26 protein-coding genes and 1 tRNA gene are annotated in these 24,834 nt (G+C 62.9%); 13 read left to right on the top strand and 14 right to left on the bottom strand.

Annotated features, from left to right (window positions below; all coding sequences use genetic code 11):
* Window positions 1-40: 40 nt before the first annotated feature.
* Window positions 41-433, bottom strand: a complete 393-nt coding sequence (locus D1223_RS08440; protein WP_119375947.1) for a helix-turn-helix domain-containing protein — start codon at window positions 431-433, stop codon at window positions 41-43.
* 265 nt (window positions 434-698) lie between these two features.
* Window positions 699-1,586 carry an N-formylglutamate amidohydrolase gene (locus D1223_RS08445; protein ID WP_119375948.1) on the bottom strand — a complete coding sequence of 296 codons (888 nt, stop codon included), beginning with the start codon at window positions 1,584-1,586 and terminating at the stop codon, window positions 699-701.
* 121 nt (window positions 1,587-1,707) lie between these two features.
* On the opposite strand from D1223_RS08445, the gene cpdR reads away from it, so the two are divergent.
* The 4 genes from cpdR to D1223_RS08465 all read left to right on the top strand — a co-directional run bounded on the left by cpdR (window position 1,708) and on the right by D1223_RS08465 (window position 4,332).
* Window positions 1,708-2,067 (top strand): cell cycle two-component system response regulator CpdR, encoded by a 360-nt coding sequence (gene cpdR / locus D1223_RS08450; RefSeq protein WP_119375949.1) that lies wholly within the window; start codon window positions 1,708-1,710, stop codon window positions 2,065-2,067.
* A gap of 67 nt (window positions 2,068-2,134) precedes the next feature.
* A tRNA-Val gene (locus D1223_RS08455) sits at window positions 2,135-2,209 on the top strand.
* Between the two features lie 234 nt (window positions 2,210-2,443).
* Window positions 2,444-3,922 (top strand): hypothetical protein, encoded by a 1,479-nt coding sequence (locus D1223_RS08460; protein ID WP_147372729.1) that lies wholly within the window; start codon window positions 2,444-2,446, stop codon window positions 3,920-3,922.
* Entirely contained in the window at window positions 3,910-4,332 is a 423-nt protein-coding gene (locus D1223_RS08465) for a DCC1-like thiol-disulfide oxidoreductase family protein (RefSeq protein WP_119375951.1), read from the top strand. The genes D1223_RS08460 and D1223_RS08465 overlap by 13 nt, the downstream gene beginning before the upstream one ends.
* A 34-nt stretch (window positions 4,333-4,366) precedes the next feature.
* Here the strand turns inward: D1223_RS08465 and D1223_RS08470 are convergent, their stop codons facing one another.
* The 3 genes from D1223_RS08470 to D1223_RS08480 are packed head-to-tail and all read right to left on the bottom strand — an operon-like array spanning window position 4,367 to window position 7,135.
* Complete coding sequence (locus tag D1223_RS08470; protein WP_119375952.1) at window positions 4,367-5,389, bottom strand: threonine aldolase family protein; 1,023 nt, start codon at window positions 5,387-5,389, stop codon at window positions 4,367-4,369.
* Complete coding sequence (locus D1223_RS08475) at window positions 5,389-6,153, bottom strand: SDR family oxidoreductase (protein ID WP_233353092.1); 765 nt, start codon at window positions 6,151-6,153, stop codon at window positions 5,389-5,391. The genes D1223_RS08470 and D1223_RS08475 overlap by 1 nt, the downstream gene beginning before the upstream one ends.
* On the bottom strand, window positions 6,146-7,135 hold the full coding sequence (locus D1223_RS08480; RefSeq protein WP_119375953.1) for a calcium/sodium antiporter: 990 nt from the start codon (window positions 7,133-7,135) through the stop codon (window positions 6,146-6,148). The genes D1223_RS08475 and D1223_RS08480 overlap by 8 nt, the downstream gene beginning before the upstream one ends.
* 189 nt (window positions 7,136-7,324) lie before the next feature.
* Here D1223_RS08480 and D1223_RS08485 point away from each other — a divergent pair, with 189 nt between their 5' ends.
* The gene (locus D1223_RS08485) at window positions 7,325-7,783 is read left to right on the top strand and encodes an NUDIX domain-containing protein (protein ID WP_233353093.1); all 459 of its coding nucleotides are present in this window, start codon (window positions 7,325-7,327) and stop codon (window positions 7,781-7,783) included.
* A gap of 2 nt (window positions 7,784-7,785) precedes the next feature.
* On the opposite strand, the gene D1223_RS08490 is transcribed toward D1223_RS08485, so the two are convergent.
* From D1223_RS08490 to D1223_RS08505, 4 genes are all read right to left on the bottom strand, one after another.
* Window positions 7,786-8,451 (bottom strand): DsbA family protein, encoded by a 666-nt coding sequence (locus D1223_RS08490; RefSeq protein ID WP_119375955.1) that lies wholly within the window; start codon window positions 8,449-8,451, stop codon window positions 7,786-7,788.
* Between the two features lie 115 nt (window positions 8,452-8,566).
* Entirely contained in the window at window positions 8,567-9,175 is a 609-nt protein-coding gene (locus D1223_RS08495; protein ID WP_119375956.1) for a CDP-alcohol phosphatidyltransferase family protein, read from the bottom strand.
* A gap of 6 nt (window positions 9,176-9,181) precedes the next feature.
* Window positions 9,182-11,071 carry an excinuclease ABC subunit UvrC gene (gene uvrC, locus D1223_RS08500; RefSeq protein ID WP_119375957.1) on the bottom strand — a complete coding sequence of 630 codons (1,890 nt, stop codon included), beginning with the start codon at window positions 11,069-11,071 and terminating at the stop codon, window positions 9,182-9,184.
* A gap of 53 nt (window positions 11,072-11,124) precedes the next feature.
* Complete coding sequence (locus D1223_RS08505; protein WP_119375958.1) at window positions 11,125-11,436, bottom strand: hypothetical protein; 312 nt, start codon at window positions 11,434-11,436, stop codon at window positions 11,125-11,127.
* 189 nt (window positions 11,437-11,625) lie between these two features.
* Between D1223_RS08505 and D1223_RS08510 the strand changes: the two genes are divergently transcribed.
* A complete protein-coding gene (locus tag D1223_RS08510; RefSeq protein WP_119376095.1) occupies window positions 11,626-12,837 on the top strand; it encodes a pyridoxal phosphate-dependent aminotransferase in 1,212 nt (403 codons plus the stop codon).
* A gap of 130 nt (window positions 12,838-12,967) precedes the next feature.
* Complete coding sequence (locus D1223_RS08515; protein ID WP_119375959.1) at window positions 12,968-13,432, top strand: Dps family protein; 465 nt, start codon at window positions 12,968-12,970, stop codon at window positions 13,430-13,432.
* A 212-nt stretch (window positions 13,433-13,644) separates the two neighbouring features.
* Here the strand turns inward: D1223_RS08515 and D1223_RS08520 are convergent, their stop codons facing one another.
* Both D1223_RS08520 and D1223_RS08525 read right to left on the bottom strand, forming a co-directional pair.
* Window positions 13,645-14,568, bottom strand: coding sequence for a LysR family transcriptional regulator (locus D1223_RS08520; protein ID WP_233353094.1), 924 nt, complete (start codon window positions 14,566-14,568; stop codon window positions 13,645-13,647).
* Window positions 14,569-14,633: 65 nt separating this feature from the next.
* Window positions 14,634-15,251 carry a S24 family peptidase gene (locus tag D1223_RS08525; protein ID WP_119375961.1) on the bottom strand — a complete coding sequence of 206 codons (618 nt, stop codon included), beginning with the start codon at window positions 15,249-15,251 and terminating at the stop codon, window positions 14,634-14,636.
* A 99-nt stretch (window positions 15,252-15,350) separates the two neighbouring features.
* Here D1223_RS08525 and D1223_RS08530 point away from each other — a divergent pair, with 99 nt between their 5' ends.
* Window positions 15,351-15,701 carry a DUF952 domain-containing protein gene (locus D1223_RS08530; RefSeq protein ID WP_119375962.1) on the top strand — a complete coding sequence of 117 codons (351 nt, stop codon included), beginning with the start codon at window positions 15,351-15,353 and terminating at the stop codon, window positions 15,699-15,701.
* Window positions 15,701-16,816: a quinone-dependent dihydroorotate dehydrogenase gene (locus tag D1223_RS08535; RefSeq protein WP_119375963.1), complete on the top strand. Its 1,116-nt coding sequence runs from the start codon at window positions 15,701-15,703 to the stop codon at window positions 16,814-16,816. Before D1223_RS08530 ends, D1223_RS08535 begins: the two co-directional genes overlap by 1 nt.
* Here D1223_RS08535 and D1223_RS08540 read toward each other — a convergent pair.
* Window positions 16,776-18,104, bottom strand: coding sequence for an MATE family efflux transporter (locus D1223_RS08540; RefSeq protein WP_119375964.1), 1,329 nt, complete (start codon window positions 18,102-18,104; stop codon window positions 16,776-16,778). The two genes, D1223_RS08535 and D1223_RS08540, sit on opposite strands and share 41 nt — an antisense overlap.
* A gap of 65 nt (window positions 18,105-18,169) precedes the next feature.
* On the opposite strand from D1223_RS08540, the gene D1223_RS08545 reads away from it, so the two are divergent.
* From D1223_RS08545 to D1223_RS08560, 4 genes are all read left to right on the top strand, one after another.
* On the top strand, window positions 18,170-19,075 hold the full coding sequence (locus tag D1223_RS08545; RefSeq protein WP_119375965.1) for a histone deacetylase family protein: 906 nt from the start codon (window positions 18,170-18,172) through the stop codon (window positions 19,073-19,075).
* A 41-nt stretch (window positions 19,076-19,116) separates the two neighbouring features.
* Window positions 19,117-20,958, top strand: a complete 1,842-nt coding sequence (gene recQ, locus D1223_RS08550) for a DNA helicase RecQ (RefSeq protein WP_119375966.1) — start codon at window positions 19,117-19,119, stop codon at window positions 20,956-20,958.
* A 70-nt stretch (window positions 20,959-21,028) separates the two neighbouring features.
* Window positions 21,029-22,582: a bifunctional GNAT family N-acetyltransferase/carbon-nitrogen hydrolase family protein gene (locus tag D1223_RS08555; RefSeq protein WP_119375967.1), complete on the top strand. Its 1,554-nt coding sequence runs from the start codon at window positions 21,029-21,031 to the stop codon at window positions 22,580-22,582.
* Window positions 22,579-23,883, top strand: coding sequence for an MFS transporter (locus D1223_RS08560; protein ID WP_119375968.1), 1,305 nt, complete (start codon window positions 22,579-22,581; stop codon window positions 23,881-23,883). The genes D1223_RS08555 and D1223_RS08560 overlap by 4 nt, the downstream gene beginning before the upstream one ends.
* Here D1223_RS08560 and D1223_RS08565 read toward each other — a convergent pair.
* Window positions 23,848-24,267, bottom strand: a complete 420-nt coding sequence (locus D1223_RS08565; protein ID WP_119375969.1) for a PaaI family thioesterase — start codon at window positions 24,265-24,267, stop codon at window positions 23,848-23,850. The genes D1223_RS08560 and D1223_RS08565 overlap by 36 nt on opposite strands.
* Window positions 24,264-24,770 carry a PaaI family thioesterase gene (locus D1223_RS08570; protein WP_233353095.1) on the bottom strand — a complete coding sequence of 169 codons (507 nt, stop codon included), beginning with the start codon at window positions 24,768-24,770 and terminating at the stop codon, window positions 24,264-24,266. Before D1223_RS08570 ends, D1223_RS08565 begins: the two co-directional genes overlap by 4 nt.
* Between the last annotated feature and the right edge of the window lie 64 nt (window positions 24,771-24,834).

The following is a 24,834-nucleotide window of genomic DNA, read 5'->3' on the forward strand; positions in this document are numbered from 1 at the left end:
AGCGGCTTTGGGCCAGCCGCCCGTCAGCGTCAAGACAGCATCAGGCAGCGCCGGAGTCGTTCTGGTCGCTTTCCAGCGCCTTGGCGAGGTCCAGCAGGCGGCGGCGCGGACGCTCACCGAGCCGGTAATAGGCGCGAACCAGTTCCAGCGTTTCCTTCTGGCTCAGAATGTCCCCGTCGAGCCGTTCGGCATCGTTGGCCGCGAGCAGGTCGTCGCCCTCCATGCCGTCGAAGAAATACTGAACAGCGACGTTCAGGGCCTTCGCCAGGTCATACAGCCTGGAAGAGGTCATGCGGTTGGCGCCGCACTCATATTTCTGGATTTGTTGAAAACGCACGCCAACCTGGCTTGCGAGTTCCTGCTGCGTTAGTCCCAGCAATCTGCGACGCCGGCGCAATCTCTTGCCTACGTGCAGATCCGTCGTGTCCGTCATGTGCGGCTCCCCTAGCTTCCGGACCCGAGTCCCGGTTTGAACAGTCTGGGGAACGGGGAGAGCAAGCTCCGTGCCGGACATGTTGTGCCAGCTTGTCGCATGCATTTTTGCAGGGATTGCACATTTGGCACTTGCATTTTGTGCGCCGCACAATATTGTAGGTAACAGCACTGCGGTGCTAACGCCTTCTGGCGTTTCCTCCCTTTACCTTATTGGCCGTGCCGCTTTGGCACGGCCCTTTTTTTATCTGGCGGGGAAATGTCGCTCAAGGCCGCAGCCGGATGGCCAGCGCGCAGACCTCTTCGATCAGGGTTTCAAGCTTCTCTTTCAGCCCCTCTGCAGCGGGCAGAAGCTCGACCGATGCCTCATCCATGTACAGGCTGCGATTCACTTCGATCTGTAATGCGTGCACGTGTCTCTTGGGTCTTCCATAGAGCCTTGTCGTATAGCCGCCCGCATAGGGTGCGTTGCGGGTGACGCTCATGCCGAGCTTGCGGCAAGTGCGCTCGACAAGGCTAGTCAGCTGGCTTGCGCAACTCGATCCGAACCGGTCTCCGAGAACGATGTCGGGCAGGGAACGACGCCCCGGTTGACGCGAGGGCATGGAATGGAGATCGAGGAGGATAGCGCTACCAAATTGCTGATGCAGCGCAGCAATTTCCTGCTTCAACGTCTGGTGATAGGGCGCGTGAATACCCTCCAGGCGTGTGCGTCCATCATCGGTGCTAAGCTTTTTTGCATAAATACTGTCACCTGCTGCCCCGATTTTGGGCATGCAACCGAGCCCGGCCTGAACCCTTGCGGTCGCCGGCGCGACCGGACCGGGCGGCTCGCCGTCGAACATTTCCGGGTCCAGTTCACGCGGATCGCGGTTGAGGTCGAGATAGGCGCGCGAATAGTTTGCGGTCAGCAGTGTTGCACCGAGGGCCGGCGCACGGGCGACCAGCTGGTCGACAAATGCATCTTCTGTCCGGCGCAGGTCGAGCAGCGGAACGCGAAGGTTCTTCAGCAGGCTTTCGGGATAGTGATGGCCGCTGTGCGGCGAAGCGATCAGCAGCGGCGCATCGATACGCTCGGGCCGCTCCAGCCGGAAAGGCGGGACAGTTCCAGCCGCTTCCTGGCCGGCTCCGGTTTCGCGTTCGACGATGCTCATCGGCGCTGATGGTTGATTATTTCGGATAAAGGTCAAGCTCGGCAGTGATGTTCACGCGTAATTTACCCGAAGCGTGCTCTGTGGAATCATGAGACGTCGCGATATCCGGGGACCGGGGATTATGAGCAAAATTCTGCTGGCTGAAGACGATGAAATGATGCGCACCTTCCTGGCCGCGTCCCTGAAGCGGGCCGGGCATGATGTCCAGGACTTCGAGGATGGCGAGACGGCGCTCGCCGCGCTCGAGCGTGAAGTGTTCGATCTCCTGCTGACCGACATCGTGATGCCAGGCATTGACGGAATCGAACTGGCCCGTCGTGGTGCCGAGCTCGATCCGGCCATGAAGATCGTCTTCATTACGGGATTCGCGGCCGTCGCCCTCGCCTCCGGAACGCCGACACCGGCCGGCGCGAAGATCCTGTCCAAGCCCTTCCACCTGCGTGAACTCGTGGAAGAAGTGGACCGCGTCATCGCGGCCTGACATTCACAGCGCTTGCACACTTGACTTCAGTCCGTCTCTGCCCGATTAGGGCCGCTTCCGAACGGATGGGCGGTTAGCTCAGCGGTAGAGCACTACGTTGACATCGTAGGGGTCACTGGTTCGATCCCAGTACCGCCCACCATTTTCTCCCCTTGGCCGACACTTGCGGCAACGTCCCGGCGAAGCCGTCTCAGACGAGTTCCGCACACGCGTGAGGCGCATTCAAAAGCGCGATTCGCGCTACGGGATGCAAGTGTTGACCGCGGAAAGATTCGTTGACGGCAACCGCGAAAATTAATAAACTGTAAGACGGTGAGACGTGCGGAAAAGCCCGTTCCATCAAGGGACAACATAGCAGATGGGTGGGGACCTAACTGTGACTGACGCTATCAATGTGTCTGGGGCTGGCCATGCCGCCGCCAGGCCGGACTCGCTTACGATCTTTTCGCATGTCTGGGCGGCGCAGAGCCTCGTCCAGCTGGTCTTCTTCAATCACTGGGCCAGCGAAGGCCTGGTGCTCGGCTACATTTTTGCGGCCCTGGCCATTGCCGTCTTCGTTTTTCCGGGCCGCCTCTTCCTGTTCGTGCCGATGGTCATCGCCAGCGTCACCTATTTTGTGTCGCAGTGGCCATTCGTGGTGAACCACGTCTTCATCGATACCTTCATGTCGCTGACCATGCTCGCGGCCTTCGCAATGATTGCCTTCCGCTACATGAATTCGCGAGCGCAGTTCAGCCGGCAGACAGCGGAGACGTGGTTCGTGAAATTCGCGCCGGTCTGCGGGGCAATCTTCGCCTTCATGTACCTGTCGATCATCATCTCGAAGCTGAATGAAGGCTTTTTCGACCTCGATATCAGCTGCCTGTCGGGCATGATCGAGGAGGCCCAGTCGAACCGCGCGCTCATTTCCGGGCCGCTCTCCATGTTCAGCGTGGAGTTCTTCTTCTGGTTCTTCATCATTGCCGAGACGGCCCTGCCAATCATGCTCGCCTTCCGGCGCACGCGGCTGGCCGCCTTTTATTTTGGCGTGCCGTTCCACGTCCTGCTGGGCCTGATGGGGCACTGGCCGTTCTCGTCCTTCATGCTCTCGCTCTACGTTCTGGTCGCGATGCCGACCTTCAAGGACTTCCTGCAGGCCCTGTTCGACCGGCTGGATGATGTCCGCGCGAAGATCCTGCCCTGGGCGCCGGGTTCGCTGGTCTTCTCGGCTGCGGCGGCGCTCCTGCTCGCCAGCATTGTCGTGCTTAAGCCGAGCTGGATCTGGCTGATGTGGACGGGCGTGCTGTGCACACTGCTGATGCTGGCCGTCTTCTCGGAGCATCTGCGGCACGGTCTTTTCAAAGGCACCGGCGCCACGCCGTTCTGGACGCCGAAGCCCGGCCTGCTCTGGGTTGCGCTGGTCCTGGTCGTCATGAACTCCGCTTCGCCCTATATTGGCCTGAAGACGGAGTCGAACGTGGCCATGTACAGCAACATGCGGACCGAGGGCGGGGTGAACAACCACCTCTTCATGCCGGTCGTGCCGATATTCAGCTTCCAGGACGACCTGGTCGAGATCGTGGATGCGAGCCACCCGGATATCCAGAAGCTCAGGACCCACCCGGCCCGCTATGGCTTTGTCGGCCAGGAGTTCGATGTCTACATTCCGTACTTCGAGTTCCGCCGCACGGTCAGCAATCTCAAGGCCGATGATCTGGAGATCACCTATATCCGTAATGGTGAGGAGCGCACCTTCCGCAGCGGGGCGAGCGACAATGCCGATACGGACCTCGACAAGCCGCTGCCGCTGCTCGAGGCCAAGCTGGTCCATCTGCGGCCGGTCTTCAAAGGGGAGCTATCCTATTGTCTGCACTAGCGACAGAACCGGAAACGGAAGCGGCGCCTGCAGCCGCCGGTAACTGGCTGGTCTATGACGGCGACTGCCCGTTCTGCAGTCGCTATGTCCAGCTCTTGCGCATCCGGGAAGCTGTCGGCCCGCTGCGCCTCGTCAATGCGCGCGATGGCGGGGCCGAGGTTGAAGAAGTCGAGCGTGAAGGCCTCGACCTCAATGAGGGCATGGTGCTGAAGCTGTCGGGCAAGATGTATCACGGCCATGACTGCGTGCATGCGCTGTCGCTGCTCAGCGCGCCGAAGGGCGTGTTCAGCCGGTTCAATGGCTGGGTCTTCCGCTCACCGAAGCGGGCCGCGCTGATCTATCCTGTCCTGCGCACAGGGCGGAACGCCACGCTGCGCCTGCTCGGACGCCGCAAGATCGAGGCTGAGTAGGCCGGTTTTCCCCCGATCGAAGGCATCGCTCGCCCTAGTCGACAAGGCCTGACAGGGCGTCGATGGTGTCCTGCGGCGTGTTCCAGCTGGTGACGAGGCGATAGCTTCCATCCGGCCAGGGATAGAAGGTGGCGCCGGCATCGCGCATGCGCCGGACGAGGTCGTCATCCAGCCGGACGAAGACTTCATTGCCGTGAACCGGCTGGGTCAGTTCGGTCGATGGCTTGCGGCACAGCACGTCAGCGACCTGCCGGGCGCGCTGGTTGGCGGTTGCGGCAAGGTCCAGCCACAGGCCATCCTCGAACATGGCAAGCGCCTGGGCGGCTAGGAAGCGCATTTTTGGCGGCATATGGCCCGACCGCTTCGCGCGGGCCTTCAGCTCGGCGAATTTCTTCCGGGCACCGCCGAACAGGATGATGATCTCGCAGCCAATGGCGCCGGTCTTGGTCAGGCCAAGGCAGAGCACGTCCACGCCAGCCTTCCAGCTCATCTGGGCTGGTGTTGCGCCTGTATGGACCAGCGCGTTGGCCAGCCGGGCGCCGTCGAGATGCACATCCAGCCCGGTCTCATGGGCGAGCGCGGCATAGTGGCGAACCGTTTCGGCCGGGTAGGCGGTGCCGTTTTCGGTGAGATTGGTCAGCGACAGGACATGCGCCGGCGTCTCATGCACGAAGTCATGATTGATCCGGGCGAGCGCATCGCGAAGCGCGTCTTCGCTGATCTGTCCCTGCGGGCCGCCGAGCAGCTGCAGCTTGCCGCCGCCCGAGAAGAATTCCGGCGCGCCGCGTTCGTCGACGGCGATATGCGCCCCGGCATGACAGAGCACCGCGCCGGTTGGCGGGCAGAAACAGGACAGGGCGAGCGCGTTCGATGCGGTGCCCGATGCACAGAGCCAGAAATCGAAATCCTCGGTTTCCAGCACATTCTCCAGCACGCCGCGGAGCTCTGCGGTGACCGCGTCATTGCCATAGCTCGCAGCGGGCCCTTCATTGGCTTTTGCCAAAGCTTCGAGCACCGACGGGTGGGCCGGGGCGGCTGTGTCAGACGAGAAATCCATCAGAGCTGGGTGTCCGGGGTCTGCCATAACAGGTGCTGGCCGCCATCGGGCGCGATCATCTGGCCGGTTACGCTGTCGGCCGCGATCAGGTAGCGCATGGCGCGGACGATCTCTTCAGGGCGCGAACCGTCTTCGGTCAGCGTTGCCCGGCGCTCGGCCTCGAACTCTTCCTCGCTCTGATGGACGCTCTTGAGCGTCGGGCCAGGCCCGATGCCATTCACCCGGATATTGGGGGCAAGCGCCTGTGCCAGCGTCTTCGTTGCCGTGTAGAGCGCCGCCTTGGACAGCGTGTAGGTGAAGAATTGCGGGTTCAGCTTCCAGACGCGCTGGTCGATCAGATTGATGACCAACCCGTTCTGGTCCTTTGGCAGGGCATTGGCGAAAGCCTGCGCCAGCGCGATGGGCGCGCGCAGGTTTGCGTCGAAATGCAGGTCCCAGGTCTGGCGGTCATGGTCGCGGGCGGTATCGGCCTCAAAGGTCGAGGCGGAATTGACCAGGAGCGTCAGCGGTCCGCCAAGCACTTCAGCGGCAGCCGGAACGATGGCTCGCAGGTCCTTCTCGTCGCTCAGGTCGCCCTGGACAATCGCCGCGGTGCCTCCCGCCGCTTCGATGGCGGCCGCGGTGTCTGCGGCGCCCTTGGCCGATGAACGGTAGTGTACGGCAACCGACCAGCCATCCTCGCCCAGCGCCTCGGCCAGTGCGCGGCCGATACGCTTGCCTGCACCCGTAATCAGGGCGCGCCTTGCTGACAGTTCCCTAGCCACCGATCAGACGTTCCACTTCGCCGGTCATGTTCCAGCCATTCACCAGTCCGTAGAGGTAGATGCAATAGACGAGCGCGATGGCAAGGGCGGCGAGGCGGGTAATCCTGCCGCGCGGCAGCACGAAGAGGCCAAGCGTGATCGCGGCGGCTGCCATGGCCCAGTGATCGAACTGGATGAAGGTCGGCGCCAGATCGATCGGGCCGAAAAAGGAGATGATGGCGCCTGCGCCCAGAAGGTTGAAGATGTTGGAGCCGATGACATTGCCGATGATAACATCGCCGCGCCGGCGCAGAACGGCGGCAAGTCCGGCGCCGAGTTCCGGCAGGGATGTCCCGATAGCGAGCAGCGTCAGGCCGATTATTTCTTCCGGCACCTCATACTGACGGGCAATCCCGACGCCGCCTTCCACCATCAGGTGTGCACCGAGCGGCAGGCCAACGATGCCGACGACGAGGCTGACGATCATGGCGAAGGTGCCCTGCGGGTCGTCATCGTCTTCGAGGCCGACATCGATGCCCTTTCTGAGGGCGTCGGATGTCCACCACAGCATCAGCACCGAATAGAGGGCGAGGCCGGCCAGCAAGCCGATGCCGAATAGAGGTGTCAGCGGATAGAAGGCCGTCCATGCGATCCAGGCCGCGGTCGCGCCCAGCATGATCCAGTATGAGCGGCGCAGGCCGAACTGGCGCACCGCGATCGGCATGATCAGCGCCGGGGCGGCCAGGACCAGCCACACATTCGCAATGTTCGAGCCGACGATATTGCCGAGCGCCAGCGATGGATTGCCCTGCAGGGACGCATCCAGCGAGACGACCATTTCCGGCGCAGACGTGCCGAAGCCGACAATCAGTATGCCGGCGACAAGCGGCGAAATGCCGATACGACGGGCAAGGGAAACTGCGCCGTTGACAAGGAAGTCACCGGCCAGGGCGAGAATGACAAGGCCGCCAATGAGTGCAGCTAGAAGTCCAGCTTCAGGCAAATGGCACCTAAGTTCATCCTAGTCCAGACGGCGATAATCGATCAGGTTAAGCAGACCAAATATGGCGACAGTCACGCCGATTGCGATCACTGCAAACATTCCCGGCTCCCCAGAATTCAAATCATTGCGGCGCTTGATAGACTGTGTTTCAGCCTTTGGCGAGAGCCGATTTCACCGGAGTTGCTTCGCGTGCCCAGGATTCGAACCCGTATTTTCCAGGCCTGGTTCAGGTTTTCACGCCCGATGACGCTGGGCGCGCGCGGAATCGTGGAGAATGAATCGGGTGAGGTCCTGCTGGTTCGCCATACCTACACGCGGGGTCTGTATCTGCCTGGCGGGGGCGTCGAGCGCGGCGAAACGGTAATGCAGGCCCTCATTCGCGAACTGGCCGAAGAGGCGGGTGTGCGGCCTCACAGCGACCCGGAGATGGTCGGCATCTATTCCAATCACAGGGTGTTCCGGAACGATCATGTCGTCCTGTTCCGCATCCCGGCCGGCGGCTGGCGTGAATGCGAGACCGACTGTGCAGGCGAGATTTCCGAGGCGCTCTGGGTCAACCCGCTGTTCCCGCCCGGCGATGCGACGCCGGGTACGAAGCGCCGGCTGGCAGAAGTGTTCGCGGGCGGGCCGAATGACGGCCACTGGTGAGGTCAGTTGTTGCCGCGCTTGTTGAGCCGCCGTGCTTCGCGGACAACCTTTTCCAGATTTTCAAGGTCCATGGCCCCGCCAATTGGATAGGAGCCAACCAGCAGCCCAGGAGTCCCGGTGAACCCAAGCAGGGTCGCCTGCATTTCGTTGCGCTTCAGAAGCGCGCTGATCTCGCTCGCATTATCGACGAGATCCTTCTGCAGCTGCTCCCAGTCGACGCCTGCTTTCTCGGCGGCTTTCCTTATCTGCGCCTTGCCGATCTTGCCTGACGTCTTCATCAGCGCGTCATTGAAGGCTTCGTACTTGCCCTGGAACTGAGAGGCGATGGCCGCGCGGGCCGCTTGTTCGGAGCCGCCGCCGAAAATCGGCCAGTCGCGATAGACAAGGCGGACCTTCTGATCCTCGGCCAGCATGGTCTGGAGGGTAAGGTACATCTTCTTGCAGTAACCGCACTGATAGTCGGTGAACATGACGATGGTCACGTCGTACCCTTCGGGCGCAATCGTTGGCGCGAGAACGTCGTTCTGGAACGCGTCCATCAGGCGGTCTTCGTCGCTCATGGGTGATTCCGGTGCGGCGGTATCTGAGCTTTCCCGCTCAGCGTGTGCCGGGGCAGCGGCGCCCAGCATGGCGGCCATCAGGATTATCAGGAAATGCTTCAGTTTCACGGGGCGTGCTCCACAACCACGAAATCAGGATATCCCTTTGGGTAGGAAGAAATACATGGTCCGGCAACGGAGCAACAGCGCTCGAGGCTGCGGCAAACGCAGCGGCCAGCCCGCATCAGCTGCTGGCCTGGACGTAGTCGATGGCGGTGATCACTGACAGGATGGCGGCCACCCAGATGCCGAGCAGTCCCAGTAGCAACGGCCCGCGCGAAGCGAGCCATGCGATGGAATAGGGATCGGCGTCATAGGCAAAATAGCTCGCCGCCATGCTGAACAGGACGAGGCCGATGGCCGTCAACACGATAGCCGTTTTCCACTTCGCCGCTTTCGAGACTTTCAGGCCAGGCGGGTTGCCCAGCGCCTCGCGCATGGCCGTCATCATGAAATCACGCCCGACAATCGCGACGGTCGGCAGCATGAGATACCAGGCCCAGTGCTCCAGGTGGGATAGCGCCAGCAGGGATGACGCGGCGAGCAGCTTGTCGGCAATCGGGTCGAGACGGGCCCCGAATTTGGACTCTGCATCCAGACGGCGGGCCAGCACACCATCGAGCCAGTCTGTCGCAGCGGTGATCACGAACAGGGCGAAGGGCAGGAACAGCCAGACGCCATGCTCACGCCCGGCCAGCGCGTCCTTGTGTGTATCGAGGATCGCATAGCCGACAATGATCGCCAGAACGCATCTCAGCACCGTTACGGCGTTCGGCAACCATTTCAGAGACATAGGCGGCTAGCCCCCATTGAAGTGCCCGTAGATCTTCTCGGCGAGCGCGCGATTGATGCCCTCCACGGCTTCCAGATCGACAAGCTTTGCCCGCGATACGCCCTTCGCAGACCCGAAGTGGTGCAGCAAGGCTTTCTTGCGTGTCGGGCCAATGCCTTCGATCTCATCCAGCGGCGAGGTGCGGATATCGGCGGACCGCTTCGAGCGATGCGTGCCGATGGCCCAGCGGTGGGCTTCGTCGCGCAGGCGCTGGAGATAGTAGAGGACGGGCGTGTCCGGCGGCAGGGTGAAGGGCGCCTTGCCGGGCCTGAAGAATTTCTCGCGCCCGGCATTCCGGTCCGGGCCTTTCGCGATGGAGACCAGCGTGATGTCGTCCGGCCCGAGGCCCAGCTCATCGAGCGTTTCCAGCGTCGCGCTGAGCTGGCCGAGGCCGCCATCGATCAGGACAAGATCAGGATAGGTTTCCAGCTCTTGCATGGGCAGGCCGGCCTCATCGGCCTCCTTCAGGAGGCGCTTGAAACGGCGCCGCATGACTTCCCGCATCATGCCGTAATCATCGCCCGGCTCGAGCGCTGTGTCCTTGATGTTGAACTTCCGGTACTGGCCCTTGATGAACCCCTCCGGGCCGGCGACCACCATGCCGCCGACGGCATTCGAGCCCTGGATGTGGCTGTTGTCGTAGACCTCGATGCGTTTTGGCATGTCCTTGAGGTCGAAGGCCTTGGCGAGGTCCTTCAGCAGGCGCTGCTGGCTGGCGGTCTCGGAGAGCTTGCGCGACAGGGCCTCGCTGGCATTGCGGCTTGCCTGGGCGACCAGTTCGCGCTTGTCGCCGCGCTGCGGCGTGCGGATCTCGATCTTGCGGCCGGCCTTCAGCTCCAGCGCTTCGGCGATCAGCGTATCCTGGTCGGGCACCTCATTGGTGAGGATCAGCCGGGGCGGCGGGCGCTTGTCGTAGAATTGCACCAGGAAGGCAGAGAGAATCTCGCCGGCTGTCTCTTCCTTCTCGTGACGGGGGAAGTGAATTGTCGCGCCCCAGTTCTGGCCAGCGCGGATGAAGAAGACCTGCACGGCCGACTGACCTCCCTCCATGGCGATGGCGAAGATGTCTGCCTCTTCGATGCCGTCCGGGTTGACGTCCTGCTGGGCGCGCACATGGGCCAGCGCGCGAATGCGGTCGCGCAGGCTGGCGGCGCGTTCGAAGTCCATCGCCTCGGCCGCCGCTTCCATGTCCCTGGCGAGTTCGGCCTGCAGGTCGCCGCTCTTGCCTTTGAGGAAGTCGGCCGCCTGGTTGGCGAGCTGGGTGTATTCCGCCTCGCTGACTTTTCCGACACAAGGGGCAGAGCAGCGCTTGATCTGATGCAGCATGCAGGGCCGGGAGCGGACCGAGAAGACGCTGTCCTCGCAGGTTCTTAAAAGGAATGCTTTCTGCAGCGTATCGAGCGTCCTTGTGACGGCGCCCGCGCTGGCAAAGGGCCCGAAATAGTCGCCGCGATCCTGCTTGGACCCGCGATACTTCAGGATCTGAGGATAGTCATGGTCGCGCCGGATCAGGATGTAGGGAAAGGACTTGTCGTCCCGCAGCAGGATGTTGAAGCGGGGCTTGAGCGACTTGATCAGGCTTGCTTCCAGCAGCAGCGCTTCGGTTTCGGTCTCTGTGACGACGAATTCCATGCGGGCCGTCAGCGCGATCATCGCGGCGATGCGCTGGGTGTGCCCGCCAAGGCGCGCATAGTTGGAGACCCGGGCTTTCAGGTTCCGCGCCTTGCCGACATAGAGCACCTCATCCTTTGCCCCGAACATGCGGTAGACGCCCGGCTTTGCGGGCAGGCGCTTGAGATTGTCCTTGATGACATCAACGCCCCGTCGGGCAGGCTGTGAGGAGGCAGTGTCCGGCATGGCGTCAATTTAGGCGGTGTCGGCGCTGACGACCAGACGCGTGTCTGCTGATCCTAGTTGAAGACGAAGGACAGGCTGCCTGCGCCGGAGTCCAGCATCCAGCCAAGGCCGAAGGCGAAAATCATGACCGTGAACAGCGATCCGCCGAAATGCTTGCCGCCGCCGGCATCGCTTCGCATGGACATGCGGAAGATCAGCATCAGGAGGAACAGGACCAGCAGGCATCCGATGACGAGCTGCTCGCCGTCGCTTCTGCGGCTGAACCACAGCGCAGCTTCCTGCCACCAATAGCGAATCTCGCCGTCCAGGCGGCGAGCAATCGTCTCGAAGGAAGAGGCTGACAGATGAGTGATGATGCCTGACATGGTTCTGGCAGTCTGATTGCGATGCTTCCTAGCCCCCAAGCCGCGCGCCTTTATGCGCCTGCACCCGCAAACGAACCGTAAAACCGGTGCGTCAATTTTGATCGATTGTGCATCAAAATGCGCCGATTGACGCCTTGCGTGCCGTGCATGGCGGACCTATTCATGGCGCCGCACAACAAGGAGTTCCCCATGGCAGCCGACATCGAATTGAGCCACGCCGTTCAGCGCGTCCAGCCTTCCGCCACGCTCGCCGTGACGGCCAAGGCCGGCGAAATGAAGCGCGCCGGCATCGATGTCATTGGCCTTGGCGCTGGCGAACCGGATTTCGATACGCCGGATCACATCAAGGAAGCGGCCATCAAGGCGATCCATGACGGCAAGACGAAATATACGCCCGCCGATGGCATTCCGGAGCTGAAAGAGGCGATCTGCGCGAAGTTCAAGCGCGATAACGGGCTCGACTACAAGCCCTCGCAGGTCAACGTCTCACCGGGTGGCAAGCCGGTTATCTTCAACGCCTTCATGGCGACGCTGAATCCGGGCGACGAAGTCATCGTTCCGGCACCTTATTGGGTGAGCTATCCGGACATGGCGCGCCTGGCGGGTGGAGACCCCGTCTTCGTGAAGTGCGGCCCGAACTCGAACTACAAACTTTCGCCAGACGCGCTCGAGCGGGCGATCACGCCGAAGACCAAGTGGCTCGTCCTCAACTCGCCGTCCAACCCCACCGGCGCGGCCTATACCAAGGCCGAACTGCGGGCGCTGGCCGATGTGCTGTTGAAGCATCCCCACGTCTGGATCCTGACAGACGACATGTACGAGCACCTCGTTTACGATAATTTCGACTATTGGACGATCGCGCAGGTCGAGCCGGGCCTCTATGACCGCACGCTCACCATGAATGGTGTGTCAAAAGCCTACGCGATGACCGGCTGGCGGATCGGCTATGCGGCCGGCCCGGAAAAGCTGATCAACACGATGCGCAAGATCATGACGCAATCGACGTCGAACCCGTGTTCGATCAGCCAGTGGGCCAGTGTCGAAGCATTGAACGGCGATCACAGCTTCCTGGCTGAGCGCAATGAGGTTTTCAAGTCGCGGCGCGACCTCGTCGTGAAGGCGCTCAATGCCTGCGAGGGCCTCAGCTGCGCGACGCCGGAAGGGGCATTCTATGTCTATCCGAGCTGCGCCGGTGTCATCGGGAAAACCTCGCCGGGCGGCGTGGTCATCAATTCGGACAAGGACTTTGCCTCCGCCCTGCTTGAGGAAGAGAAGGTCGCCGTCGTCTTTGGCGAAGCGTTCGGCCTGTCGCCGGCCTTCCGGATTTCCTATGCGACCTCGACCGAGGCGCTTCAGGAAGCGATGACGCGGATCGAGCGGTTCTGCGGCAGTTTAAAATAAGGGCACTCAATCGCTCGCGACATAGATATAGAGTAAATCTATATTTAGGCGGCGCGATATCGATTTGGGCAGTCGCCCTGCCATCCCCATCTCAACTGGCATCAAACAGTCAAATGTCAGGAGAAGATCGATGTCTGTCGATATCGGAATTGAGCAAGAGGATCGCAGCGCTTCCATTGAAGCCCTGCGCAAGGTCCTCGGCGACACCTATGCGCTATACTTCAAGACGCATGGTTACCACTGGAATGTGACCGGGCCGCGCTTCAAGGCGCTGCACGAGCTGTTCATGGAGCAGTATACCGAGCTCTGGCAGGCGCTCGACGAGCTGGCCGAACGTATCCGCGCCCTTGGCGCCTATGCGCCCATGTCCAGCGAGGAGGTCCTGTCCCATGCCTCGATCAAGCCGGACAATGGCGTCCCGGATGCAGAAGACATGATAAATAACCTCGTGCGGGGCCACGAAACCCTGGCGCAAGTTGCCAAGAAAGGCGTCAAGGTTGCCGAGGCCGGCGACGACACGGTGACGGCCGACCTGCTCACCCAGCGGGCTGCCATCGCCGAGAAGACGGCCTGGATGCTACGCGCCAGCCTTTAAGGTTTTGAAAAAATGACAAAAAAAGGCCCGGCAGCGAATAAATCGCGCCGGGCTTGTTCAGTTCGGTTCCTATTTGGAGGGAGGAAACGCACAATCGGAGGACGATGTGCTAAGGCCGGAACCAAGGCTCAACCGACAGGTAGGGCGGTCATCTGCGTATGTGAAGATGCGAATCAGTAGCCAAGCCATGCGTTAGTGCATGGCTGCGGCGGCTAGCTTGCCCGAAGTTGCAGATTTTCTCTCCGGATGGCGTCAACTTCTGCGGTCAGGAAGTCCCGGAAGGTGGCAATCCGCTTCGAGCGCTTGAGGTCGCTCGGATAGATGAAGAACAGGTCGAAGGTCGGCCCGGTATGATCGGGCAGGACGCGGACGAGGCGCGGCACGGCGCTCGCCATATAGTCCGGCAGGTCAGCAATGCCGATCCCGGCTTCGACGGCCCGCAGCATGGCCGGGACATTTCGCACCATCAGCGTCGCCTTGCGCGGCAGGGTATCGTCCCGCCCGACGCGCTGCGCCCAGCTCATCGCATCAAGCGGGGTGTTTTCCGTGCCGTAGCCGATGATCCGGTGATTATCGAGGTCCTGAGGGGTCCGCGGCGTGCCGTGGGCTTTCAGGTATTCCGGCGATGCGTAAAGATTGGTTGCCACGGTGCCGAGCTTGCGCTGGATCAGGTCCGACTTGTCGGCGGCCCACAGGCGAATGGCGCATTCGGCTTCCAGCTTCAGCAGGTCGTATGATTCGCCGTCGTCGAGCCGAAGATCGATCCGCATGCCCGGATGGGCGTTGATAAAATTGCCGAGACGCGGCACCAGCCAGGTTGAGCCGAAGGCGACCGGCGCGGTCACGACAAGGTCGCCCTGTGCCACATCCTGCTGGTCGCGAAGCGCCGCATTGGCCGATTGCGCGGCGGCGGCCATGTCCATGGTCGAGCGGTGCAGCGTATGGCCGGCATCGGTCAGCACCAGTCCGCGCGCATGGCGCTGGAAGAGGGACACGCCCAGCTGCTCCTCAAGCGCGGAGATCTGCCGCGAGACAGCCGACTGGGAAATTCCCAGCCGCTCACCGGCGGCAGTCAGGCTTCCGGCTTCTGCCGCAGCGTGAAAGGATTTCAACTTGTCCCAGTCCATCAGTAACATGGCTTGGCATACGGATTATCCCGAGGGCAAGCGGATAATGTGCTGCGGCTGCGAAGGTGCGCCGCCTACTGGCTGACCCAGAGAATGCGCGCCAGCCAAAGGATTTCGTCAGGTTTGAAGGTCCGTACCGGGTGATCGGGATTGAGTGAAATCAGTTCGACCTGACGCTCGGTCTGCCGGCCAAGAACCTTCGCCATGACCTCACCGCTGGCCGTCTTGGCGACGACGCGGTCGCCGCGCCGCAGCTGCGCGCCAGGGGCGACAATGATGCGGTCGCCGGCTCTGTAGGCCGGCTCCATGCTGTCGCCTGAAATCTCGAGCGCATAGACAGGTTCATCCCCGAGGCCGGGAAACCGGACCTCGTCCCAGCCCCCGCCGGCAGGAAAGCCCGCATCGTCGAAGAAGCCATCCGCGCCGGCCTGTGCGAAACCGATCAGCGGGGCGGTCGGGCCGCGCCGGCCTTCGATAAGCGCGGCGAAATCGTCCATGCCCGCCCCGACCGCATCCAGGGCGCGCGCAATACTTTCGGTTGATGGCCAGCGCGGGCGTCCATCCTTGCTGGCGCGTTTGGACGGGTTGAAGCTTGTCGGGTCCAGTCCGGCCAGCCGTGCAAGCCCCGATGCGCTGAGGCCATTGCGCTCGGCCAGCAGGTCGATGCCACGCCAGACTTCATTATGCCGCATGATCGCTGCTCCGGTCAGTTGATCATTCCTATCATGGGAATAAATACCTAGCAACATGTCATCTTGCAGGATCGCAAAAAGCCTGTTTCAAGCGCTGCCATGCTGATTGAGACTTTCGTCTACAAGATTCTTGGCGCCGAGGATCAGGCTCGCGCCGCCGAGCTCGGTCACACCGATACCGATCTCGACGCCCGTGACGGCTATGTCCACCTGTCATCGAAGGACCAGGTCGGCGAAACGCTGGCCTTGCACTATGCTGGCCAATCGGGTGTCCACCTCTATGAATTCGCCGCCGAACATCTTGGCGGCGACGTGAAGTGGGAGGAATCACGCGGCGGCCAGCTCTTCCCGCATCTCTATGGCACGCTGCGTCTGACGGATGCCCGGCGCCACTGGTCGCTGGACACAGGCCCGGATGGTAATCCGATGCTGCCGGAGGCGTTTGCCTGATGTCGCTCGCGGGGCTGGGGACGATACTGGCGCGCTCGCTGCCGCCTGAAGCGGCGCACACCGCGACGATCAAGGCGCTGAAGGCGGGGATCGGCCTGCCGAAGGTCAGCCCCCTGCAATGGAATACCCCCGTCAAGCTTCCGCATGCCGGCCTGCAGCTGTTCAACCCGGTCGGGCTGGCGGCGGGGTTCGACAAGAATGCCGAAGTCTTCGAGCAGATGCTGCGCTTCGGCTTCGGTTTCGTCGAGTGCGGCACCGTCACGCCGCGCCCGCAGCCTGGCAATCCGAAGCCGCGCCTGTTCCGCCTGACGGAGGATGCGGCGGTCATCAACCGCATGGGCTTCAACAATGAGGGATTGCGCGCCTTCTCGGCCCGAATCCGCCACGCGCAGAAGCGGCTCTCGCCTGTTGGTGCGAATGTCGGCGCGAACAAGGACAGCGAAGACCGGATCGCCGACTATGAAGCCGGCATCGAGGCGGTCTATCCGTACGCGCATTACATCACGATCAACATCTCCTCGCCGAACACGCCCGGCCTTCGCGGCCTGCAGGACAAGGGCGCGCTGCAGGAGCTGCTGGAACGCTGCGGTGCGGCTCGCGACAAGGCGCAGGCCGACTATGGCCGGGAACTCAAGGATGAAGGCCGCTTGGAGGAAGAAGAGGACTGGAAGCCTGTCTTCCTGAAGGTTGCGCCGGACCTTGATGCAACGGCCATCGGCGACATCATTGACGTCCTGCGCGGCCCGGGCCACTGGCTCTCCGGCCTCATCGTCTCGAATACGACACTCGAGCGGCCCGATACGCTGAAGAGCGAGCACAAGAACGAAGCGGGCGGTCTTTCCGGGGCGCCGCTCTTCGCAAAGTCAACGCGCATCCTTCAGGAATTCGCTGCCGAAATCATCGGTGAGTTCGACCTGATCGGCGCGGGCGGCATATCCAGCGGTGCAGACGCCTATGCGAAAATCCGCGCCGGCGCGCATGCCGTCCAGCTCTACTCGGCGCTGGTCTATCACGGGCCGGACCTGGTGGCAGAGATCAACAAGGACCTCGCCGCCCGGCTTCACGCGGATGGTTTCACGTCTGTCGAACAGGCTGTGGGTGCGGATCTGCGCTAGTGCGCGCGATCAGGCCGGGCAAGTAATAGGCCAGCGCCCCAGCGCGCCAGAGATACATGGTCAGGAAGGCCGACCAGACACCCGTATTCCCAAGCCATGGCCGCAGGGCGAGGTCCGTGGCGACATAGAGCAGGCATGACACCACGCCAGCATTGCGCAGCGCGCGGCCCTGCGTTGCGCCGAGGAAGAAGCCGTCGAGCTGCCAGCAGGCGATGCCGATAAAGGGGACGGACGCGCAGAAGGGCAGGTAGGCCAGCGCCACACTGCGGGCTTCCACGTCAGCGACGAAATGCTCGATGAGCCAGCCGCCAGCGAAATAGTAGGCCAATGAGATCACCGCACCGAACAGGAGCGCAAGCTCGGTGGTGACCCGCATCGCGCGAAGCAACCGGGCCCGGTTCCTGCCGCCATAGGCTTCACCGATCTCCTTCTCGGCGACAAAGGCGAACCCGTCGAGGATGAAGGCAGATACGCTGATGAATTGCAGCAGGACCTGGTTGCCGGCGAGCGTCGCGGCGCCAAGGCTCGCGCCCGCATTCACGAACCAGGCAAAGGAAAAGAGCAGGGCGAGCGTGCGGATCAGGATGTCACGATTGGCGCTCACCAGCTCTGCGAGCCGGGCGCGGTCGAACAGGTCGCGTGAGCGCTGCAGGCCGCCGCGCACCAGTACCAGACCGAAGCCGAGCGCGACCCATTCGGCAATCGCGGTGCCTGCGCCAATCCCGGCCGGTCCCCAGCCAAGCCCTGCCACGAACCAGATGTCGAGCGCGGCGTTGGTGCCGTTCATCACGATCTGCAGGGCAAGCAGCTGGCCCGTCCGTCCGGTCCCGAGCAGCCAGCCATTGATGGCATAGCTCATCAGGATGGCGGGCGCGCCCCAGATCCGTGCATCGAAATAGTCCTTTGCGAGGATCTTCACCGGCTCGCCAGCCGAGAAGGGCTGGAAGACAACCATCTTCAGGAGCGGCGAGAGGAGCAGGATGGCCAGTCCGAGTGCCCCGCCGAGTAGCAGGGCACGCTGCAGGACCGAATTGGCTTCGACCTGGTCATCGGCACCCGCCGCCTGCGCCGTCAGCCCGGTCGTCGACATGCGCAGGAAGCCGAACGCCCAGTAGAGGAAGTTCATCACCACCGCGCCGACGCCGACCGCGCCAAGGTCGAACTTGTCGCCATTCAGCCCCATGACGGCCGTGTCCACGACGCCGGTCGAGGCAATGGCGGCCTGCGACAGCATCACCGGGACGGCGAGCGCCATGACCTTGTAGCGGGAGAGCGGCTGGGACATCATCACGGGCTGGCATATGGGCCGGGGCGGCGCTTGACAATCGGCGCAGTGAGGGCACTTCGAAAGGGATGAGCCTGCCGATCGTCCATCACGCCGACTATGACGCCGACAGCGTGCCGGACAGGCACCGTTTCCCGATGCGCAAATACTCGCTTGTGGCCGAGCTGCTGCGGACCCGCGGCGAGGCGATGACCGTGCCGCAGCACGCCCCGCAGCGCTGGCTCAACCTTGCCCATGACCCGGACTATGTCACAGCCGTGCTCACTTCATCTGTGGATGCGAAGACGGCGCGGCGTATCGGCTTCGAGATGACGCCCGCCATCGCGGCGCGGACCTGTGCTTCGGTCGGCGGGACCTGTCTGGCCGCCCGTCTCGCGCTCGACCACGGGGCCGCTGTCACGCTCGCGGGCGGCAGCCACCATGCCAGCTATGAAGGCGGGGCGGGCTTCTGCGTCTTCAACGATGTCGCGGTGGCGGCGCGCGTCATGCTGGAAGAGGGTCATGTGCGCCAGGTCGCTGTCATCGATTGCGACGTCCATCATGGCGACGGCACCGCTCGCATCTTTGCGGACGACCGGCGCGTGTTCACCGCCTCGATCCACTGCGAGGACAACTGGCCGCTGGAGAAGCCGCCCTCCGATCTCGACGTCGGTCTGGATAAGGAGACTGGAGACGAGGGCTATCTGGAAGCACTGGAGGGCTTTGTCAGTGCCGTATTTGAACGAACCTCGCCGGATATCGTCTTCTACAATGCCGGTGTCGACCCGCATGCCGATGACAGGCTCGGCCGGCTCTGTCTCAGTGATGATGGGCTGAAGACCCGCGACCGGATTGTGGCCGAAGCTTGCGCGCGCCGCGCGGTGCCGATTGTTGGCGTGCTGGGCGGGGGCTATTCCAGCGATGCGATGGCTGTTGCCCGGCGCCATGTTTTCATGGTCGACGCCCTCCAGAAGGTTGCAGCGGTTTCCGCCTGAACCGGCTTGCACGGCTGGCGCGACTCCCGCCACAAGAGGGTATGCCCGCTGCCATCATCGCCGAACCACAAGAAACGCCGCTCGACCTCTTGAAGCGCGTATACGGCTATGAGGCCTTCCGAGGCCTTCAGGCCGATGTCATCGCCGATGCCATGGCGGGCCGGGATGTGTTGGCTGTCCTGCCGACGGGCGGCGGCAAGTCGCTTTGCTACCAGATTCCGGCCATCCTGCGCGAAGGGGTCGGCCTTGTCGTCTCGCCGCTGATCGCGCTCATGGCCGACCAGGTCGATGCGCTCAAGGCTCTGGGCGTGCGGGCCGAACGGCTCGATTCCTCCATGGCCTTCGAGGACAAGACAGAAGCGTTGAACGCGGCGGCACGCGGCGAGATGGACCTGCTCTATCTCTCGCCGGAAGCGCTGGCGACAGGCCTTGCCGGGCGCCTGTCGCAGCTGCCGGTATCGCTGATCGCCATCGATGAAGCCCACTGTGTCAGCCAGTGGGGCCATGATTTCCGGCCTGATTACCGTGCACTTGGCCGGCTGAAGGAGATGTTTCCGGGCGTGCCGCGCATGGCGGTGACGGCAACGGCCGACTCGCGCACCCGCGACGATATCCTTGCCCAGCTCGACCTGCGCGAACCGCACACGCATGTGGCAAGTTTCGACCGTCCGAACCTGGCACTCGGGGCTGAGCCCAAGGGCGGCGGGAAGTCTGATCGGGTGATCGCGCTGGTCAAGGCGCACAAGGGCGAGAGCGGCATCGTCTATGCGGCGACCCGCGACGGCACCGAGAAGCTGGCCGAAGCGCTCGAGAAGGCCGGAATCCCGGCGCTTGCCTATCATGCTGGGCTTGATGCTGAGGTGCGGGCCGAGCGCCAGCGCCGCTTCCTCCTGGAAGAGGGGCTGACCATGTGCGCGACCGTCGCCTTCGGCATGGGCGTCGACAAGCCGGATGTGCGCTTCGTGATCCATGCCGATCCGCCCAAGACACTGGAAGCCTACTGGCAGGAAGTCGGCCGGGCGGGCCGCGACGGAAAACCGGCTGAAGGCTACGCCCTGTTCGGCCCGGCCGACATGCGCCGCTCGATAAGCTGGACGATGGAGGGCGACGCGGCTGACGAGGTCAAGCGGGTCCAGCTCAACAAAACCCGCCAGCTCTTTGCGTTCTTTAATGGAACGGAGTGCCGCCGGGCGGCGGTCCGCAAGTATTTCGGCGAGACGGACGTCCAGCCCTGCGGCGACTGCGACAACTGCCAGCGCGAACCCGGCGAGGGCTATGACGCCACGAAATTCGCGCAGATGGCCGTGTCTGCCGTCCTTCGCTGCGGCCAGCGCATCGGGCGCGGACGGCTGATCATCCACCTGCTCGGCCAGGCCAAGGATGGCTTTGACGAGGACATGCAGGCCCTGTCGACCTATGGCATCGGCACAGACCTGTCGAAGCAGGGCTGGAACGCTGTGTTTGACGAGCTGCTGTTCTCGGGACTGCTGGCGGAGGGCGGAGACGCCATGCGCCCGGTCATCATCGTGCCCGATGCCGACGCCGCCAAGGCGCTGTTCCGGGGCGAGACCGAGGTCTGGCTGCGCAGCGATCCGAATGTCCGCAAGACGCGTACACGCCAGCGCTCGGCCGCCGCGGACTATTCCGGCGAGCTGTCCGAGCGCGACCAGTCGCTGTTCGACATGCTTCGCACCTGGCGCCTTGAGACCGCCAAGGCCAAGGGCGTACCGCCCTATGTCATTTTCCATGACAAGACGCTGGCGGCAATTGCGCAGGAACGCCCATCCAGCCAGGACAGCCTGCGTGCGATTTCCGGGGTTGGCGAGAAGAAGGCCGGGCGCTACGCCGCTGAAATTGCGCGTCTTGTCGCTGAGGCCGCGTGAGCCGGAACCCTTGCCAACCGGTCCCGTTACCCTTTCTTAAGAGGGGTCCGAACGAGCAAGAGGAGGCTTGATGCCCAGCCAGAGAACGAAGGCATCCGTCATTGTCCGCAATGCGACACTGGATGACGTGCCAAGAATCGCAGCGCTGGTGCTCAAGGTCTATGGCCGCCCGGCTGACGGCTACACGCCGGGCATGCTGCGCGGCCAGATTTCAGCCTTTCCGGAGGGCCAGTTCCTGGTCGAGTATGACGGCGAGGTTGTCGGCTATGCCGCCAGCTTCCTGGTCAGCGAAGAGCTTGCCATGTCGCCGCACAACTGGATCGAGATTACCGGCAATGGCTATGCGGCCCGCCACGATCCGGAGGGCGACTGGCTGTATGGCATGGAAGTTTGCGTCGACCCGGAAATCCGCCGCACGCGGATTGGCCAGCGGCTGTACAATGCGCGCCAGCAACTCTGCGAGAACTGGGAACTGAAAGGGATCGTCTTTGGCGGGAGGATGCCAGGCTGGCGCCGCCGCCGCAGAGCCTATCCGGAGCCGGAAGACTATGTGACGGCCGTCCGTGAGCAGAAAATCACCGACCCGGTCATCCGCTTCCACATGCGCGCTGGCTTCGAACCGATCGGTGTGCTCCGGAACTATCTCGACGAGGACAAGGATTCCGGCGGGCATGCCACGCACATGGTCTGGCACAACCCCTACGCCCAGCAGGAATCCCAGACCCAGAAGGCCTCCTACTCCTATAAGGAATCTGTCCGTGTCGCGACGGTTCAGGTCCTGATGCGGGCTGTGAAGAGCTTCGAGGAATTCATGAGCAACGTCGAATACTTCGTCGATGTCTGCTCGGACCGGCGCGCCGACTTTGTGGTCTTTCCGGAGATGTTCACCTTGCAGCTGCTCGCCTTCGAGAAGCGCAAACTGGCGCCAGCCGAAGCCATCGAGGCCCTGACCCAGTTCACGCCACGCTTCATCGAGGAAATGCGCGAGCTTGCCATCTCCTACAACATCAACATCATCGGCGGCTCTCACCCGACGCGGACCGATGATGGCGACATCCAGAACGTTGCCTACGTCTTCCTGCGCAATGGCTCGGTCCATGCTCAGGAGAAGATCCATCCGACCCCGGACGAACGTCACTGGTGGAACATCAAGGGCGGCGACTCGGTCGATGTCATCCCGACCGATTGCGGGCCGATTGGCGTGCTGATCTGCTACGATTCCGAGTTTCCGGAACTGGCGCGCCGCCTGACAGATGAGGGTGCGCGTATCCTGTTCACGCCCTTCTGCACGGACTCACGTCAGGGCTATCTGCGCGTCCGTTACTGCTGCCAGGCCCGCGCCATCGAGAACCAGCTCTACGTCGTGACCTCGGGCTGCACCGGCAACCTGCCGAACGTCTCCAACATGGACATCAACTACGCCCAGTCGGCTATCATGACGCCATGCGACTATCCCTTCGCGCGCGAAGGCATCGCCGCGGAAGTGGCCGAGAATGTCGAAGCGGTCGCGGTGGCCGACCTTGACCTGACAGACCTCTCCTGGGCCCGCGCCGAGGGCACCGTCCGCAATCTTCGTGACCGCCGGTTTGACATGTATCGCGTCGCCTGGCGCGACGGTGGATGAAGCTCCCCGCGCTCAGCGAGAACCGGCCGCTCCGGCTGGGAAGCCTGATGCTGCTCTATGCGGCGCAGGGCGCACCAGAAGGGCTGCTCTATATCGCCATTCCGGCCTGGTTTGCCTCGCAGGGCATCAGCGCCGAGGCGATCGCCGGTTACATCGCGATCATCCTGCTGCCCTGGAGCTTCAAGCTTTTCAATGGCGTGCTCATGGACCGGTTCACCTGGCTGCCCATGGGGCGCAAGCGACCCTGGCTGATCCTGGCGCAGCTGATGCTTGTCGGGAGTCTGGTCTGGTTTGCCTGCCTGGCGGAACCAACGCCGGCGCTGACCTGGTTCGCGGCGATCGGTTTTGCGGTCAATTTCGCCGGCGCTTTCCAGGATGTCGCGATTGACGGCATGGCGATCGACTTGCTGGACGAGACAGAACGCGCCAGCGCAAACGGCCTGATGTGGGGCGGCAAGACGCTCGGCACGGCTGGCTTCGCTTTCCTGACCGGCGTTCTGATCAGCGATGAAGGTCACGCGCTGGCCGCGATTGCGACGGCGGCTTTTGTGGGCCTTGTGATGCTGCTGCCGCTTTTGCTTCGCGAGCGGTCCGGCGAGAAGCTGCTGCCCTGGATGCCGGGCCGGGCCGCGGCCATTACCCGCGAGCGGCAGCTGACGCGCTGGTGGCCGCTTCTTCGCGACGTCGCGGGCGCCATGGCGAAACCGGCTAGCCTCGCGCTTGGAGCCGGCATTCTCGTTGCCTTCGCGGCCTATGGCCTGAAAACGGCTTTCTCGCCGACGCTGGCCGTGCAGGAGATCGGATGGGACCGGTCTGTGTTCACCAATCGCGACGCGACCGCCGACCTGGTCGGCGGCCTGTTCGGTATCTTCGTCTCCGGCTGGCTGGCTGACCGGATTGGGCCGATGAAGGCGCTGGGTTGCGCGCTGCTCGGCATGGCGCTCCTGAATGGCGCTGCCGTGTTCCTGTGGCAGGATGGCGGACTCTATTTCGCCTACCTGCTCGCCTACAGCATCCTCTTCGTCCTGATGTCTGTCTGCACCTATGCCATCGCCATGGGGCAGTCGCGCGGGACGGTTGCGGCAACGCAATTCTCCATCTTCATGGCGCTCCTGAACCTCGGCACGAGCTTTGGTGCGTCGCGCCTCGAACTGGCGCGCGGGCTTGGCGGCTATGAGGCGGCTTTCAGTGCCTGTGCCTTGCTCAGCCTGTTTGCTGTCGGCGCCTATGTGCTGTCGGTCCGTCTCGATGGCGGCCGGACGCCGTCAACTGTCCTGCGGGACCAGGAAATGCGCCTGTAGCGCCGTCACCGGTTTACCGCGTTCGCCCTGCCAGGCTTCGGCGCGGACGCTCGCCATGCGCCGGCCCAGCTTGTGCACGATGGCCGTTGCATAGAGGTCTTCGCCCCCCTTGGCCGAGCGCAGATAATCTATGGTGATGTTGATCGGCTTCGGCGGGCGCGGCATGTCCGACTGCAGGAACACGCCGGCCATCGCCGTTAGTTCAAGGAAGGCGCCGGTACAGCCGCCATGCAGTGCGTTTATGGCGCGGTTTCCGATGAACTTCTCCTGAAAGGGCAGCACGGCGATCATCTCTTCGTCCTGCATTTCACACCGCATGCCGAGGAAGCGCGCGAAAGGCGTCCGTTCCAGAAAGGCCTGCACTTCCTTCAATCGTTCTGTCATGGCTTGTTTCCCAGAACCTTTGTGACCATTTCCACCGCCTCGTTCCCACTTGCCCAACGCGAGATGTCGTTGAGGGCAAAGGTGCCGGCCGCAGTGGCGATCACCTCTTCGCGTGATTCGTGGTACGCCCAGGCATGGGTGAAGGCGACATTGCGGGTGACATGATAGCACTCGGCCTCTGCGAGGATGTCGCGGCCCTTTTCCGCGGGTCGCATATAGTCGATTCGAAGGTCCAGAGTCGCCATCGACTTTGGCTCGGTCAGCACCGTGTTGATGCAAACGCCGCAGAGATTGTCGAGCAGGGCCGTCAGAACGCCGCCATGAATGACGCCGGTTTCAGGGTTGCCAACCAGGTCTTCGCGCCAGGGAACGCGTGCGAAGGCGCGGCCTTTTTCAATGCCCGTCAGCTGCAGCCCCAGCGCCTGCGCCCACGGAACAGCTGTCATGACTTTCGAAGCGTGTTCCCTGATCAGTTCGAACATCATGTCCTGGCCGTCTGACATCCCGACTCCTGCTTCCGTTGCGTGAAATTGACGTTCGCGTAAGCGTCGATACCATCCTTTCCCA

This window comes from Henriciella mobilis (genome assembly GCF_003576285.1).
GTDB lineage: Bacteria > Pseudomonadota > Alphaproteobacteria > Caulobacterales > Hyphomonadaceae > Henriciella > Henriciella mobilis.

Bases quoted from the DNA above. Each gene is read 5' to 3' on its own strand.
- D1223_RS08440 (WP_119375947.1), bottom strand. From the start codon at position 433: ATGACGGACACGACGGATCTGCACGTAGGCAAGAGATTGCGCCGGCGT.
- D1223_RS08445 (WP_119375948.1), bottom strand. From the start codon at position 1,586: ATGAGCATCGTCGAACGCGAAACCGGAGCCGGCCAGGAAGCGGCTGGA.
- cpdR (WP_119375949.1), top strand. From the start codon at position 1,708: ATGAGCAAAATTCTGCTGGCTGAAGACGATGAAATGATGCGCACCTTC.
- D1223_RS08470 (WP_119375952.1), bottom strand. From the start codon at position 5,389: ATGGATTTCTCGTCTGACACAGCCGCCCCGGCCCACCCGTCGGTGCTC.
- D1223_RS08495 (WP_119375956.1), bottom strand. From the start codon at position 9,175: ATGTCTCTGAAATGGTTGCCGAACGCCGTAACGGTGCTGAGATGCGTT.
- uvrC (WP_119375957.1), bottom strand. From the start codon at position 11,071: ATGCCGGACACTGCCTCCTCACAGCCTGCCCGACGGGGCGTTGATGTC.
- D1223_RS08505 (WP_119375958.1), bottom strand. From the start codon at position 11,436: ATGTCAGGCATCATCACTCATCTGTCAGCCTCTTCCTTCGAGACGATT.
- D1223_RS08510 (WP_119376095.1), top strand. From the start codon at position 11,626: ATGGCAGCCGACATCGAATTGAGCCACGCCGTTCAGCGCGTCCAGCCT.
- D1223_RS08515 (WP_119375959.1), top strand. From the start codon at position 12,968: ATGTCTGTCGATATCGGAATTGAGCAAGAGGATCGCAGCGCTTCCATT.
- D1223_RS08520 (WP_233353094.1), bottom strand. From the start codon at position 14,568: ATGTTACTGATGGACTGGGACAAGTTGAAATCCTTTCACGCTGCGGCA.
- D1223_RS08525 (WP_119375961.1), bottom strand. From the start codon at position 15,251: ATGCGGCATAATGAAGTCTGGCGTGGCATCGACCTGCTGGCCGAGCGC.
- D1223_RS08530 (WP_119375962.1), top strand. From the start codon at position 15,351: ATGCTGATTGAGACTTTCGTCTACAAGATTCTTGGCGCCGAGGATCAG.
- D1223_RS08535 (WP_119375963.1), top strand. From the start codon at position 15,701: ATGTCGCTCGCGGGGCTGGGGACGATACTGGCGCGCTCGCTGCCGCCT.
- D1223_RS08540 (WP_119375964.1), bottom strand. From the start codon at position 18,104: ATGATGTCCCAGCCGCTCTCCCGCTACAAGGTCATGGCGCTCGCCGTC.
- D1223_RS08545 (WP_119375965.1), top strand. From the start codon at position 18,170: ATGAGCCTGCCGATCGTCCATCACGCCGACTATGACGCCGACAGCGTG.
- recQ (WP_119375966.1), top strand. From the start codon at position 19,117: ATGCCCGCTGCCATCATCGCCGAACCACAAGAAACGCCGCTCGACCTC.
- D1223_RS08555 (WP_119375967.1), top strand. From the start codon at position 21,029: ATGCCCAGCCAGAGAACGAAGGCATCCGTCATTGTCCGCAATGCGACA.
- D1223_RS08560 (WP_119375968.1), top strand. From the start codon at position 22,579: ATGAAGCTCCCCGCGCTCAGCGAGAACCGGCCGCTCCGGCTGGGAAGC.
- D1223_RS08565 (WP_119375969.1), bottom strand. From the start codon at position 24,267: ATGACAGAACGATTGAAGGAAGTGCAGGCCTTTCTGGAACGGACGCCT.
- D1223_RS08570 (WP_233353095.1), bottom strand. From the start codon at position 24,770: ATGTCAGACGGCCAGGACATGATGTTCGAACTGATCAGGGAACACGCT.